This is a genomic window from Streptomyces sp. NPDC002577, from assembly GCF_053594815.1.
This window is the reverse complement of sequence record NZ_JBSFWK010000039.1, coordinates 24,058-37,647: the sequence shown is the minus strand read 5'-3', so window position 1 is coordinate 37,647 and position 13,590 is coordinate 24,058. Positions and strand designations below refer to the sequence as shown.

At 70.2% G+C, this 13,590-nt stretch carries 12 protein-coding genes; 6 read left to right on the top strand and 6 right to left on the bottom strand.

The window, feature by feature from the left end:
• Positions 1-16: 16 nt before the first annotated feature.
• The 4 genes from ACWD4J_RS33620 to ACWD4J_RS33605 are packed head-to-tail and all read left to right on the top strand — an operon-like array spanning position 17 to position 4,478.
• Entirely contained in the window at positions 17-1,201 is a 1,185-nt protein-coding gene (locus ACWD4J_RS33620; RefSeq protein WP_451399269.1) for an acyl-CoA dehydrogenase family protein, read from the top strand.
• Positions 1,198-2,151 carry an acyl-CoA dehydrogenase family protein gene (locus ACWD4J_RS33615; RefSeq protein ID WP_451399268.1) on the top strand — a complete coding sequence of 318 codons (954 nt, stop codon included), beginning with the start codon at positions 1,198-1,200 and terminating at the stop codon, positions 2,149-2,151. Before ACWD4J_RS33620 ends, ACWD4J_RS33615 begins: the two co-directional genes overlap by 4 nt.
• Before the next feature lie 21 nt (positions 2,152-2,172).
• Positions 2,173-3,375 carry an acyl-CoA dehydrogenase family protein gene (locus tag ACWD4J_RS33610; RefSeq protein WP_451399267.1) on the top strand — a complete coding sequence of 401 codons (1,203 nt, stop codon included), beginning with the start codon at positions 2,173-2,175 and terminating at the stop codon, positions 3,373-3,375.
• Positions 3,375-4,478, top strand: coding sequence for an acyl-CoA dehydrogenase family protein (locus tag ACWD4J_RS33605; RefSeq protein ID WP_451399266.1), 1,104 nt, complete (start codon positions 3,375-3,377; stop codon positions 4,476-4,478). The genes ACWD4J_RS33610 and ACWD4J_RS33605 overlap by 1 nt, the downstream gene beginning before the upstream one ends.
• Positions 4,479-4,580: 102 nt before the next feature.
• On the opposite strand, the gene ACWD4J_RS33600 is transcribed toward ACWD4J_RS33605, so the two are convergent.
• Together ACWD4J_RS33600 and ACWD4J_RS33595 are read right to left on the bottom strand one after the other, a co-directional pair.
• Entirely contained in the window at positions 4,581-4,769 is a 189-nt protein-coding gene (locus ACWD4J_RS33600) for a ferredoxin (RefSeq protein WP_451399265.1), read from the bottom strand.
• Between the two features lie 26 nt (positions 4,770-4,795).
• Positions 4,796-5,590 (bottom strand): SDR family NAD(P)-dependent oxidoreductase, encoded by a 795-nt coding sequence (locus ACWD4J_RS33595; RefSeq protein ID WP_451399264.1) that lies wholly within the window; start codon positions 5,588-5,590, stop codon positions 4,796-4,798.
• 184 nt (positions 5,591-5,774) lie between these two features.
• Here ACWD4J_RS33595 and ACWD4J_RS33590 point away from each other — a divergent pair, with 184 nt between their 5' ends.
• Positions 5,775-7,481 (top strand): N-acyl-D-amino-acid deacylase family protein, encoded by a 1,707-nt coding sequence (locus tag ACWD4J_RS33590; protein ID WP_451399263.1) that lies wholly within the window; start codon positions 5,775-5,777, stop codon positions 7,479-7,481.
• A 45-nt stretch (positions 7,482-7,526) separates the two neighbouring features.
• Here the strand turns inward: ACWD4J_RS33590 and ACWD4J_RS33585 are convergent, their stop codons facing one another.
• Together ACWD4J_RS33585 and ACWD4J_RS33580 are read right to left on the bottom strand one after the other, a co-directional pair.
• Positions 7,527-8,984, bottom strand: a complete 1,458-nt coding sequence (locus ACWD4J_RS33585) for a class I adenylate-forming enzyme family protein (protein ID WP_451399262.1) — start codon at positions 8,982-8,984, stop codon at positions 7,527-7,529.
• Positions 8,985-9,038: 54 nt separating this feature from the next.
• Entirely contained in the window at positions 9,039-9,920 is an 882-nt protein-coding gene (locus ACWD4J_RS33580) for an alpha/beta fold hydrolase (RefSeq protein ID WP_451399261.1), read from the bottom strand.
• Between the two features lie 148 nt (positions 9,921-10,068).
• On the opposite strand from ACWD4J_RS33580, the gene ACWD4J_RS33575 reads away from it, so the two are divergent.
• The gene (locus ACWD4J_RS33575; protein WP_451399260.1) at positions 10,069-11,247 is read left to right on the top strand and encodes an NAD(P)/FAD-dependent oxidoreductase; all 1,179 of its coding nucleotides are present in this window, start codon (positions 10,069-10,071) and stop codon (positions 11,245-11,247) included.
• 34 nt (positions 11,248-11,281) lie between these two features.
• Here the strand turns inward: ACWD4J_RS33575 and ACWD4J_RS33570 are convergent, their stop codons facing one another.
• Together ACWD4J_RS33570 and ACWD4J_RS33565 are read right to left on the bottom strand one after the other, a co-directional pair.
• Positions 11,282-12,424 carry a CaiB/BaiF CoA transferase family protein gene (locus ACWD4J_RS33570; protein WP_451399259.1) on the bottom strand — a complete coding sequence of 381 codons (1,143 nt, stop codon included), beginning with the start codon at positions 12,422-12,424 and terminating at the stop codon, positions 11,282-11,284.
• Positions 12,421-13,473 carry an LLM class F420-dependent oxidoreductase gene (locus ACWD4J_RS33565; protein ID WP_451399258.1) on the bottom strand — a complete coding sequence of 351 codons (1,053 nt, stop codon included), beginning with the start codon at positions 13,471-13,473 and terminating at the stop codon, positions 12,421-12,423. Before ACWD4J_RS33565 ends, ACWD4J_RS33570 begins: the two co-directional genes overlap by 4 nt.
• Positions 13,474-13,590: the final 117 nt, after the last annotated feature.

The window sequence follows — 13,590 nt, the reverse complement described above, 5'->3', positions numbered from 1 at the left end:
GCGAAGGATGGGGTCATTGGACTTCACGATGGGGGAGGGCGCCACGGCGCTCCGAGGTGAGCTGCGTCGGCTGGTGAAGGAACATGTCCCCGCGGACTTCCTGGGGGCGTTCACCGACGACCCGGCCGACCTGGAGGTCGCTCAGGGGTTCTGCCGGCTGCTGGCCGAGCGTGGCCTGCTGTGCATGGCCTGGCCGAAGGAGTTCGGCGGCGGCGACGCCTCCGTATGGGAGCAGACCGTGGTGCGCGAGGAGATGTGGGCGCATCACGAGCCTCGAGGCGCGCAGTACATGGGCGTCAACTGGGTGGGTCCGACGATCATGCGGCACGGCACCCCGGAGCAGCAGCACAAGCACCTTCCCCCGATCGCCCGAGGTGAGGTGATCTGGTGCCAGGGCTTCAGCGAACCCGAATCCGGGTCCGATCTCGCGTCGTTGCGCACCGCGGCACGGCGCGACGATGGGGGTACCTCCCGCTCGAGCGGAGCCGAGAGTGGGGGAGGGTGGCGCATCTCCGGCCAGAAGATCTGGACGTCGTACGCCACGATGGCGCAGTGGTGCTTCCTGCTGGCCAGGACGTCGAAGGGGCAGAAGAAACAGCACGGCCTGACGATCTTCCTCGTGCCGATGTCCGACCCGGCCATCGAGGTCCGGCCGATTCACTGCATGATGGGGCCGCACCACCTCAACGAAGTTTTCTTCAACGACCTGCGGGTGACCGAGGCCGACGTCCTCGGCACCGTGGACGAGGGCTGGACGGTGGTCCAGGAGGTGCTGGCGTTCGAGCGCGTCGGCATCGCCCGCTACGCCCGCTGCGAGCGGCTGCTGCAGGACGCCCCGTCGGCGCTCGGCGACCGGTGGGACGACCTCCCGGCGGAGCTGCGAGGCCGGTGGGCGCGGATGCTCACGCACTGCCGGCGGGCCCGGCTGCTGGCCTACCGGGTGGTGTCGCTGCAGAGCCAGGGCCAGGTGAGCCCGAAGGACGCCGCGGCCTACCGGATCGCGGTCACCAGACTCGACCAGGACAGTGCCGAGGTGCTGATGGAGATCGTCGCGTCGGTGTCGCTGACCGGTGAACAAGGCCACCGGTTCCGCCTCGAGGTGGAAGACCATTGGCGCTACTCGCAGGCTGCCACCGTCGCCTCGGGCAGTATCGAGATGCAACGCATCCTTCTGGCCCGAGCCCTGCTGGCGGCGTCGTGAACACCAGCCTGAGCCCGGAAGCGAGCGAGTACGGACGGCTGGCGCTCCGCGCGCTCGAGGCGGCCGGAGGGGACCAGCTCGTTCAGCTGGCGGAGCTGGAGCCCGACCGCCGCGAGAACCTCGTCGTGCCGGTCCTCGGCGAACTCGGCGCATGGGACCTCGACCCCCGCGGCAGCGCCGACGAGTTGGAGGCGGCCGCCGCCCTGTGCCGCAGCGCGGGCTACTGGGCCGTCCCCTATCCGGTGGCGGAGCGCCTCTCACGACCCACGGATCTCGACGCCGACGGCCTGATCGTGGCCGCGGACACCGGTCCCGCAGGCTCGGTGGCCGGCGTCGACCGCCGTTGGATGACCGTGACGCTGGACGGCCGCCGCTGCAGGGCCGTCGCCCGGCCGGCGAGCGTGTCACCGCGCACCTCGGCATTCGTCACCGAACTGGACCTGACGCCGGTCGACAGCGACGGCGCCGAGGACGTGGCACTCGGACTGGTTCTGCCGTGCTGGACGCTGTTGGGGATGCTCGACCGGGCGATCGATCTCGCGCGCACCCACGTGCTCGTACGCGAACAGTTCGGCCGGCAGCTCGCGGCGTTCCAGGGCGTGCAGTTCCAGCTGACCGACGCCGAGGTCGAGCGCAGCGGCGTCGAGGTGCTGGCCACGTACGCACTGTGGAGCGTGCAGACGCGCAGCGACGACGCGCTCGACGACGCGCTCGCGCTGCGCATGGCGGCCGTCGAGGCGGCCGAGACCGTGTTCCGTGTCGCGCACCAGGTGCACGGCGCCATCGGATTCTGCGACGAGATGCCCCTGTCCTGGCTCTCCCGGTACAGCCAGCCCCTGCGGCGGCTGCCCCTGGGCCTGTCCGCGACACGCGACCACCTGACGCGCCGCCTCGGCCGACGCGGCCTGACCGGACTGTTCGGCGGCGAACCGGAGCAGCTGACGCGATGAGCCACGGAGGGTGCACCGACGATGACGTCCTCGGACAACGACCTCGACGAGTTCCGGGCCTCCGTGCGCGCATGGTGCCGGGAGCACATCCCCGCCGGCTGGCGGCAGGCGCAGACGGACGTCGGTGACGAGGAGTTCGTCAGCTTCCAGAAGGCATGGTTCCAGGAGCTCCGTGGCGCCGGCTTCGCTGTTCCGCACTGGCCGAAGGAGTGGGGTGGCGGGATGTCCGTCGCCGAGCAGATCGTGCTCTACCAGGAGCTCGCCGCCCACGACGCGCCCCGGCTGGTGCTGGCCTTCGTCTCGATCCACCACGCCGCGTCCACGCTGCTCGCCGCCGGCACCGACGAGCATCGCAGGCGGCACCTTCCGGCGATCCTCGAGGGTGAGATCTGGGTTCAGGGTTTCTCCGAACCCGAGGCCGGCTCCGATCTGGCCGGTCTCAGGACCACCGCCCGCAAGGAGGGCGACGCCTACATCGTCAACGGGCAGAAGCTGTGGGCGAGCGGCGCCGTGCACGCCGACTGGTGCCTGCTGCTGGCGCGCACGGATCCGGATGCTCCGAAGCGGCACGGCATCTCCTACTTCCTGCTGGACATGCGGACGCCGGGTGTCGACGTGCGTCCCATCCGCCAGGCGACCGGGGCGTCCCACTTCTGCGAGATCTTCCTCAACGACGTCGTCGTCCCGGCCACGAACCTCGTCGGGCCGGAGAACGCGGGATGGCGGGTCGCGCAGGAGACCCTGGGCGCCGAGCGCGGCATGACGATGCTGGAGCTGGCGGAACGGCTCGGCAACGCCGGTTTCCGGTGGCTCGTGGACGCGTGTTCCCAGGCCAGGCCCGGCGGGGGACGTCCGATCGACGACTCCGCGGTGCGGGACCGGCTGGCGGCGTTCGAGACCGAGGTCACCGGCCTCCGTGCGCTGTGCCGGGACCTCGTGGAACGCCACGACGCCGGCACCGCGGGACCGGCCGACGCCTCGATCGCGAAGCTGTACTACAGCGAACTACTGCAGCGGATGACGGACTTCGGTGCCGAGATCGCCGGGCTCGCCGCCCACACCGAGCTCCACAAGCCCGTCTCGAGCGGATGGGAGTCGGGCGCGTGGGTCCTGGACTTCATCGGCTCGTGGGAATGGACCATCCCGGGCGGTACGAGCGAGATCCAGCGCACCATCATCGGTGAGCGCGGCCTCGGACTGCCTCGAGAACCGATGGGAAGCTGATGTCCGCCGATATCTCGGATCTCTCCGATTTCTCCGATCTCCACGAAGAACTCCGCGCGGTGGCGCGCGACCTGCTCGGGAAGGCAGGCCCGGTGACCTCCGGCGTCGAGGAACGGCTGCTCGCCCGGTCCGGCTGGCTCGGCCTGGAGGTGCCCGCGGCACTGGACGGAGCGGACGCCACGTTCGCCGAAGTCGCCGTCGTTCTGGAGGAGATGGGCCGCGCTGCGACGCGCAGCTCGTACCTGGGGGCTGTCGTTCTCGGTGCCGGGACGCTCAATCTGCTGGAACCGGGCCCCGGCCGGGACGAGTCGCTCCGGCAGATCGCGTCGGGCGGCGCCTTGCCGGCCGTGGCGTTCCCAGGCGGCGAGGAAGGCCACGCCGACGGCGGGACTCCCTTCCGCATCGAACGGTCTGCGCGCGGGGTGCGCCTGTACGGCAAGGCGGCCTTCGTGCCCGACGCGGCGGAGGCGGACCGGCTCCTGCTGCCTGCGCGCGGCCTGGACGGTGCGCCCGTGATCGTCGACGTGGCACCGCGCATCGCCGCGCTCGGCGTCACCGCGCAACCCGTACTCGACGCGACCCGCGCCCTGGCTCTCGTACGAGCGGACGGCGTCGAGGTGCCCGAGACGTCGGTGTGGCGGTTCGGCGGCGATCCCGAGGACGCCGTCAGAACGCTGCTCGACCGGGCCGCCGTCGCCGTCGCCTGCGACAGCGTGGGCCTGAGCGAGGCCATGCTGGACGCAACCGTCGCCCATGCCCGAGTCCGCGAGCAGTTCGGGCGCCCGATCGGTTCTTTCCAGGCCGTGAAGCACGCGTGCGCCGACATGCTCGTACGGGTCTCGGTCGCCCGGCGGCTGCTCTCCGCCGCCGTGCGAGCGCTGGCCGGTGGCGACCCGGACGCCACGGTGGCGGCGTCGATGGCCAAGTCGTACGCGTGCGCCGCCGCGGTGGACGTCGTCGGCAAGGCGATGCAGCTGCACGGAGGCATGGGCTACACCTGGGAGAGCGGCATCCACGTCTACCTCAAGCGCGCAACGCTCAACCGTTCACTGTTCGGTTCGCCCTCGGCTCATCGCAGGCGTCTGGCTGAGCGATACCGCTGACACGATGGGACCTGAGGTCCGTCGACAGCGCGCCGTCGTCACCGCCCACCCAGGCGGCGGCGACGGCGAAGTCGTTGGTGCGGGGCGTGCCCCCGACAGGCTTCAGTTCACGATGATGGCGCGCTCCGGGCAGTTGGCCGCGGCCTCGCGCGCCTTCGTCTCGAACTCGGCCGGGATGTCGGCGACCAGAACCTGCCCGTGCCCCTGGTCGTCGAGGGCATAAACCTCGGGGCAGATGTCCCAGCAGCGGGCGTGTCCCTGGCATCGATCCGGATCCACTGTGACCTTCATCGTGGGTCTCCTTCGTCTTGGATCAATCAGAACGTGCCCGACAGGGCCCACGGGCCCTCGGGGAAAGGCCGACCGAGCAGCTCCATGCTGTAGGCGACGCGGCCGGTCACGCTACCGGGTGGTGCGCTGCACAGCATGAGGGCGGCGTCGGCCATGGCGCTGTCATCCTCGACCGGAGCGTTGTCGGGCGTGTGCGGCGAGACCACGGCCACGCCCGGCGTCATCACCAGACCGGATGTGCCGAGGGCGTTGACGCTCACTCCGCAGTCGTACAACTCCGCCGCCAGACCGGTCGTCAGCCGGTCGAGCGCTGATTTGCACATGCCGTACGGTACGCAGCCGTCGCTCGCCCAGTCCGGGTACGGAGGCCCCATCGGGTGGCGGGCCTGCTTGGAGGTGATGTTCAGCACCCAGCCCCGGCCACGCTCGACCATGCCGGGAATCGCCAACTGGCAGAGGCGGAACGGGGTGTGAACCATCATCTGGAACATCAACGCGTAGCGACGGCCCGGGATGTCGAGTGCCGGCCCGTAGAAGTTCACCCCGGCATTGTTCACCAGCGTGTCCACCGGCCCGAGCGCCGCCTCGGCGCGCGCCACGACGGTCTCGACGTCGTCGGAGGCGGTGAGGTCGGCGGGTACGGGCTCGGCCCGGCCGCCCTTCGCCCGGATGCGGTCGACGACCTCCGCGAGCGACCCGGGCAGGGGGGACCTACCCGGGACGGAAGTCCGTGCCACAAGAGCCACCGCCGCACCTTCGGCCGCGAATCGCTCGGCGATGTACTGCCCGATACCGCGGCTTGCGCCGGTGACGATCGCCACGCGGCCGTCCATTGATCCCACGCGCACCCCCGAAGTGAGTCGTTGGGCGAATCACGCCCGGACCTGCCGTCCACCCTAGCAAAGTGAGCGTATACTTTCTTCTGTTCGCGCCGGGAAGTTGTCGGTATCGTGAGTGAGCAAACACTCTGTTGATGTCTGCCGGACGCCATAAAGGACGTGAGCCATGCATGACATCGTGATCCGTCACGGCGCCGTGGTTGACGGGACGGGTTCGGCCCCGATGCGGGCCGACGTCGCCATCGACGGTGACCGCATCACCGAGGTGGGCCTGGTCGGCGAGCGCGGCCGGCGTGAGATCGACGCCACCGGCCGGTTCGTGACCCCCGGGTTCATCGACGTCCACACCCATCTCGACGCCCAGCTCTTCTGGGACCCGGTGGCGACCCCGTCGTGCCACCACGGTGTCACCACCGTCGTGATGGGCAACTGCGGAGTCACCTTCGCACCCGTCCGCCCCGGGCAGGAGGGCTACCTCGCGGGGATGATGGAGTCGGTCGAGGACATCCCCGCCGACACGATCATGACCGGCCTCGACTGGGGCTGGGAGACCTACGGCGAGTATCTGAAGGTCCTGGGCCGACGCGAGCTGGGCCTGAACGTGGGCGGCCTGATCGGACACTGTGCCCTGCGGTACTACGTCATGGGCGAGCGCAGCCTCGACGAGTCGCCCGCCACGGACGACGACATCGCCGGCATGGCGGCCGTCGTGGCCGAGGCCATGGACAACGGCGCCCTCGGCTTCTCGACGTCGCGCAGCTTCATGCACACGGTCCCCGATGGCCGAGCGGTGCCGGGCACGTATGCGCGGCCCGCCGAACTCGCCGCCATCGCCGACGTCCTCGCCACCCGCCGCCGCGGCACCTTCCAGGTCGTACCCCGCATCGGCGAGCGTGACGGCGCCGAACGGCAGAACTCCACCGCCGAGATGACGTGGATGGAGCAGGTGAGCCGCGCATCGGGCCGGCCGCTGGCGTTCTCCATCATGCAGAGCGACCGCCGCCCGGGCCTCTGGTCGTGGGTGATGGAGCGGACGGCCGAGGCCCGGGGCCGCGGCGCCGATGTGCGCCCGATGACGTCGGTGCGCGGCACCGCCATCGTCTACGGCCTGGTCAGCCGGACCCCTTACGACACGCTGCCGGCCTGGGCCGAGCTCATGGCCAAGCCGTTCGCCGCCCGCCTGGAGGCACTGGCCGATGCGTCGGTACGGCGCCGCCTGCTCGAGCAGGCCGAGCAGCCGGCCGACCTGTCCGGCCCGCTCGCGCCCAAGGATCCGGCCAAGCTCTACCTGATGCCCCCGGGACCGGCTGAATACGACGTCAGCCCGGACAACAGCCTGGCCGCCGAAGCCGCGCGGAGGGGCACGAGCCCTGCCGCCGCGTTCCTCGACTACACCGTCGAGACCCGCGGCCTCGGGCTCCTCTACTACCCGGTGCTCAACCAGGACCTCGACGCGGTGGCCCAGATGATCACCAATCCCGACGTCGTGGTGGGCGTGGCCGACGCCGGCGCCCATGTGGCCCTCACGATGGACGCGGGCAACACGACGTACTTCCTGAAGCACTGGGTGCGCGACAAGGGACTCCTCGACATCGGGTGGGCCGTCAAGAAGATCACGCGCGAAGGCGCCGACCTGTTCGGGATCGCCGACCGGGGTGTCCTGGCGCCGGGCGCTTTCGCCGATGTGAACGTGCTCGACCTCGACGGCCTCTACCTCCACACGCCCGAGATGGTGGCCGACTTCCCGCTCGGGGCCAACCGGTTCGTCCAGCGTGCCCGCGGCTACGACTACACGCTCGTCAACGGAAAGGTGCTCGTCGATCACGACGAGCTGACCGACGAGCACCCAGGGCGGCTGGTGGCGGCGAGGTGACCGACGTACAACCGGGGTTGTTCACGACGAGCCGGCCGGGTGAGGTCAGCCGCCGCGGGCTTTGACGAGCGCGCCGCGGTTGACCTTCGTCGCCGCACTCCGGGGGATGGAGTCGACGATCTCGGTCGTCTTCGGGACCTTGTACGGTGCCAGCCGGCTCTTCGCGTAGGCGACGACCTCCTCGTGCGTCGGCGGCGCGCCGCGGTCGGCGGGCTCGATCACGGCGTGGACCCGCCGGCCCCACTCCGCATCGCGCAGGCCGATGACGACGACGTCGGCGATCCGGGGGTGGTCGATGAGGGCCGCCTCGACCTCTGCGGGAAAGACGTTCGCGCCACCCGTGATGATGATGTCGACACGTCGGTCGACGAGGTAGAGGTAGCCCTCGTCGTCGAGATAGCCGACATCGCCGGCCGTCTGGAACCCGTCGTCGGTGTTCCGCAGGCGAGGAGCGTCACCCAGGTACCGGTATCCGTGGTAGGCCGGGGAGCGCAGGTAGATGTCGCCGATCTCGCCGGGCGGGACGGGGCTGCCGGCCGGGTCGAGGATGCGCAGTTCCGTCCCGCGCAATCCGCGGCCGACGCTACCCTGGTGCGTCATCCACTCGTCGCCGCGGAGAGCGGTGAGACCCAGTCCCTCCGTCATGCCGTACGCCATGACGATGCGCTCCGCGCCGATCAGGCCGGCCCAGCGGTGCACGAGCGACGGCGGCATCGGCGCCGCGCCCTGGACGATCCACTGCAGACTCGACAGGTCGCGGGCGTCGATGCCGGGAAGGTCGGCGATGCGCTGCAGCATGGTCGGTGTGGCGGTGAACGTCGAGACCCGGTGGCGCTCGATGGCGTCGACGACCCGGGCGGCGTCGAACTTCTCCAGCACGACGAGGCGGTCCCCGGCGAGCATGCTGTACAGCGTCGCGAAACCGTTGGCGTGGTACATCGGCGCGAGCACGAGGATCGTCTGCGGGCGGGGTACCGGTGCCCACGCTTCCATGAGCGGTCTGCTGAAGAGCGCGTTGTGGACGGCGGGCTGTTCGCTGACGATGACCTTCGGCGTGCCGGTCGAGCCGCTGCTGCAGATGCCGTTGACGTGGGGTGAGACCGCGTCGGGCAGATCCGGGACGTCGAGTCCGGCCGTCGCTTCGATCCACGGGCGGTCGTCGGCGGTCATATGCACGCGGGGCTCGATGACCTCGAGGAGGCGCTTCAGCTCCCAGTCGGGTACGTCCCACCGCACAGGGACGGGCACGGCGCCGAGCTTCCAGGCGGCGAACACACCCCACACGAACTGGGGCGAGTTGTGCAGGGCGAGACCGAGCCGGTCGCCGAGCCCGAGCCCCCGCGCGCAGAGCGCACCGGCGAGCTGACCCGAGCGCCGGTCCAGCTCAGGCCAGGTGAACGTCAGCTCGCGGCCATCCACCCCGATATGGCGCAACACCGTGGTGCCGGGGTCGAGTTCGGCGAGCTCCTGGATCCTGCGAGCGTTGCTGATGGGGCCTTCCACCTGTCGTCCTCCCCGAGTAGAAGCAGCCGATAGGCCCTGAGTGGATCAGCGGGATCAGGTCCCTGAGTGCACAGGCACCACGTCGCTCGCCCATGAGTGCAGGACCGGGGCGAGCAGGGGCCAGCGCACGAAGAGGCCCGGAGCCTCGCCGGCGTTGCGCGCCGCCTGCCGCTCAACCCATTCGGTGTCCCCCCACGGAGGCTCGACCAGGCGGGCGTTCGGCAGTAGCCGAGCGACGTGCTCGGACGTCTCGCGTCGGTGGTGGAGGTCGCTCGCACCGCTCCGGAACACCAGCGCGGGGAAATCGAGGGCTCGTACGCCGGCGGCCGGCAGGTCGGGCACGAGCTCGTCCCCGCACGGGCAGTAGGCGGCCAGCCACCGCTCGAACGTCGCGATGAACTCCCCGGCGTCCATATCGAGGAACCGCTGCCGGTTGGCCGGGTTCCGTTCGAGGACCTCGGCCCACTCGGGCAGTGCGACGACGGCCTCCATGCCGCCTTCCCACGCAGCCCTGATCGAGTTGCCGCAGTAGTAGTTCCCGATGGACATGAGGCCGTAGGCCCCGCCGCTGATCCACCACATGGCGACGCCGGCGGCGACGTCACGATGGCGCGCGGCCGTCAGCAGCGATATCCGGGAACCTCCGGACCCTCCCGCGATCACGGCGGGCGTCATGTCGAGGTGTCTGAGCAGTCCCGCCAGGACGTCGGCCTGCATGGCCGATTCCGAACTCCCGGTGAAGCACACGTCCGATTCGCCTGTGTTCGGTCGATCCCAGATGAGTACCCGGTTGCCACGGTCCGCCAGCGCGGTCGCGAACTCCCTGATGCCCGGCGAGTCCTTGCTGACGCGCCCGCCGGGCGTGATCGCCCACGGCCGCCCGTCCCCGATCACCTCGTAGCTGACCGACAGGCCGTTCACCCTTGCTCGGCTCATGGGGCGACGCTACTATGAAACGCTCATGTTAGGAAGTGTTTACTCACTAATTCTGGCCCGACGTCAGACCACCACAGCACCTGCATGCCGCGGTCCGCGAAGCCGCCATGGTGTGTCCGGCCTTCGCCGCCAACCTGAGGGAGGACACATGAACCACCCTTCCAGCGTCCTGGTGGTCGGTGCTTCAGCGGCGGGTCTGGCCACTGCGGAAGCACTGCGTCAGGGCGGCTACCACGGCAGACTGACCGTGCTCGGGGACGAACACCACGCGCCGTACGACAGGCCCCCCTTGTCCAAGCAGGTCCTCTCCGGCAGCTGGACCCCAGACAGGACCCGGCTACGGCCCGAAGCGGAACTGGCGGCTCTGGAAGCCGAGTTCATCCTCGCCGAAACGGCAACCGGCCTGGATCCGGCCGCGCGCACCGTGTACACCGCATCAGGGCGCGCCCTGAACGCCGACGCCGTCGTCGTGGCCACGGGACTGAAGCCCAGGCTGCTTCCCGGACAGGCCGGTCTGGCAGGCGTGCATGTGCTGCGTACCCTGGACGACGCCCTGGCACTGCGGGCGGACCTGCTGGTGTCCTCGCGGCTCGTGGTCGTGGGGGAGGGCGTTCTGGGCGCCGAAATCGCCGCCACGGCGCGCTCCATGGGCCTGGACGTCACCATGGCCGGCCTTTTTCCGGCACCTATGACCCTTCAGTTCGGTCCGGTGACAGCAGCCGTACTCGCCGGTCTGCACACCGAACGCGGCGTCCACCTGCGGATGGGTGCCGGAGTGACCGGACTGGCCGGCCGCAACGGGTGGGTGACAGGTGTGTGCCTGGAAACCGGCGAAGTGCTGCCGGCCGACACCGTCGTGGTGGCCATCGGGGTGGCCCCCTCCACCGGATGGCTCGCGGACAGCGGACTGAGGGTCGACAACGGCCTGGTCTGCGACTCCCGCTGCCGGGCCGCGGAGGGAATCTACGCGGTCGGCTGGCACCACGAAGGGCTCGATGTCCTGGTGCGGCTGGAGAACCGGACCAACGCCGTCGAGCAGGCCCGCCTCGTCGCCGCCAACATCCTCGGTGCCGATCGGCCCTACTGCCCCGTGCCCTACTTCTGGACCGACCAGTTCGACGCCAGGATCCAGGCGCACGGAGTGCTGACCGCCGACGCGGAGACGACCGTCGTGGAAGGTGACACAGCAAGCCGCCGCTTCGTCGCGCTCTATCGTCAGGGCACCAAGATCACCGGTGTGCTCGGCTGGAACATGCCGAAGCAGACACTCATGCGCCGCAAGGAGATCGTCAGCGCACTGACTCCCCTCGCGCCCACGTCGTCGTAGCAGCGGCAACGCACGGGACGCATCAGCGAGCGCCTCAGCGCTGTATCACTGCACCGTCGGCGAAGAGCGCGTCCGCTCCTTCGACGTCCCAGTCCCTGAGCACCTCCCGGCTGTGAGTGCCGTACGGGGCGCCCGGCCCGGCGGCACGCGTCGGTGTCACGGAGAAACGCGGGGCCGCAGCGGGGACATCGCCTCCGTCCATGACCGTATGGGTCCCGCGCGCGGCCATGTGCGGGTCGTGTACCGCCTCCGACCAGGTGAGTACGGGCGTGACGCAGGCGTCCGTGCCCTCGAAGACCTTCTCCCACTCCGCGCGTGTACGCGACGCGAACCTGTTCGCGAACGCCTCGCGCATCTGCGGCCAGCGAGCGCGGTCGAGCTGGGCATCCGCCCACCGGGGCAGGCCGAGCAGTTCCACGAGGCGGGCGTAGAACTGCGGTTCCAGTGCGCCCACGCTCATCCATCCGCCGTCGGACGTCGCGTACACGTCGTAGTAAGGCGCCCCGGTGTCGAGCAGATTGCTGCCGCGCTCGTCGGTCCAGCCGCCGTACCGGCGCTCGGCCCAGATCATGGCGGACAGATGGGTGACACCGTCGACGATCGCGGCGTCCACCACCTGACCCTGACCCGTGGCCCGAGCGTGATGCAGCGCGGCGAGCACGCCCGTGACCAGGTACAGCGAACCGCCGCCGAAGTCACCCAGCAGGTTGAGGGGGACCTGCGGCGGGCCGCCGGCCCGGCCGATGGCCGCCAACGCGCCGGTGAGGGATATGTAGTTGATGTCATGTCCGGCGGTGTGTGCCCGGGGACCCTGCTGGCCCCAGCCGGTCATCCGTCCGTACACCAGCGCGGGGTTGCGCCTGCGGACCTGCTCCGGGCCGATCCCGAGGCGCTCGGCGACACCGGGCCGGAACCCCTCGAGCAGGATGCCCGCCTTCTCCGCGAGCCGGAGCACCGTCTCGGGACCGGCGGGGTGCTTGAGGTCGACCACGACGGACCGGCGGCCCCGGTCGAGGATGTCGGGAAAGACGGGGGCAGTCGGCCGGTCCACGCGTACGACGTCGGCGCCCAGCTCCGCGAGCATCATCGCGGCCATGGGGGCCGGTCCGAGGGCCGCCAGCTCCAGGACGCGGACGCCCTTGAGGGGGCCGCTCGTACGATCCTCGGCCGTGATCACGCGCTGAGCTCCTTCAGGGTGGCGATGTCGCGGACACGCTGGTCGTGGGTGGCGGCCAGCGGCCTGGCGTTGAGCGTCGTCGCCCCGCTCTCGGCGAAGACGGCGATGCGCTCCTTGACACGGGCCGCGGGGCCGATGAGCGAGACACCGTGGAGCAGATCATCGGGGACGGCCGCGGCTGCCGCCTCCTTCCGGCCGGCCAGGAAGAGCTCCTGGATGGTGACGGCGGCTTCCTCGAACCCGTAACGACAGGTCAGATCGTTGTAGAAGTTCCTGCCCCTGGCGCCCATACCGCCCACATACAGGGCGAGATGCTTACGGACCTGCTGTTCCGCCGCCTGCCGCTCCTCGTCGTTCCCGGTGATGGCCACGTGGGTGTCCACGACCACCTCGAGCGGGGGCAGCGCCGGATCCCGGCGCGCCCGTCCCGCCGCCAGGGCGTCGCCGAACGCGGCCTGAGCGGCCTCCGGGTAGTAGAAGATCGGCTCCCAGCCCTCGAAGAGCTCGGCCGCCAGGGCGACGTTCCTGGGCCCGAGGGCGGCTAGGAACATCGGGATGCGTTCACGCACCGGGTGGTTGATGATCTTCAGTGGTTTGCCGGCCCCGGTGCCACCGTGTTCGCGGTCCAGCGGGAGGTGGTAGTGAGGTCCGTCGTGGACGAGCCGTTCACGCCGCCACACCTTCCGGCAGATCTCCGCGACCTCCCGGGTCCGGGCCAGCGGGGCGTCGTACGGCACACCGTGGAAGCCCTCCACGACCTGCGGGCCCGACGCACCCAGCCCCAGGGTGAAGCGGCCGCCCGACACGTGGTCCAGACCCCCGGCGGTCATCGCCAGCAGGGTGGGTGTACGGGAATAGATGTTGAGGATCCCCGAGGCGATCTCCAACGTGGAGGTCTTCGCTGCGATGTAACCGAGCTGGCTGACCGAGTCGAAGCCGTAGGCCTCCGGCAGGAACACGATGTCCAGCCCGGCCTTCTCGTAGTCCCCGAGGCCTTCGACCGATTCAGCGAAGCCCCCGCTGTAGGCCATCGGGATCCCGATCCGCATGTCCGTGGTCCTCCCCCTCGAACCGCGAACGGTTCATCCGACAAGTGGGTGGCGTGGTGAGGTGTGGCGCGGAGTCCGACAGCGCCCGCGGGTGACTTCTCGAGAAGGGCGGGCTGC

Coding starts and splice junctions, on each gene's coding strand:
- ACWD4J_RS33605 (WP_451399266.1), top strand. CDS start 3,375: ATGTCCGCCGATATCTCGGATCTCTCCGATTTCTCCGATCTCCACGAA.
- ACWD4J_RS33565 (WP_451399258.1), bottom strand. CDS start 13,473: ATGCGGATCGGGATCCCGATGGCCTACAGCGGGGGCTTCGCTGAATCG.
- ACWD4J_RS33580 (WP_451399261.1), bottom strand. CDS start 9,920: ATGAGCCGAGCAAGGGTGAACGGCCTGTCGGTCAGCTACGAGGTGATC.
- ACWD4J_RS33575 (WP_451399260.1), top strand. CDS start 10,069: ATGAACCACCCTTCCAGCGTCCTGGTGGTCGGTGCTTCAGCGGCGGGT.
- ACWD4J_RS33590 (WP_451399263.1), top strand. CDS start 5,775: ATGCATGACATCGTGATCCGTCACGGCGCCGTGGTTGACGGGACGGGT.
- ACWD4J_RS33610 (WP_451399267.1), top strand. CDS start 2,173: ATGACGTCCTCGGACAACGACCTCGACGAGTTCCGGGCCTCCGTGCGC.
- ACWD4J_RS33600 (WP_451399265.1), bottom strand. CDS start 4,769: ATGAAGGTCACAGTGGATCCGGATCGATGCCAGGGACACGCCCGCTGC.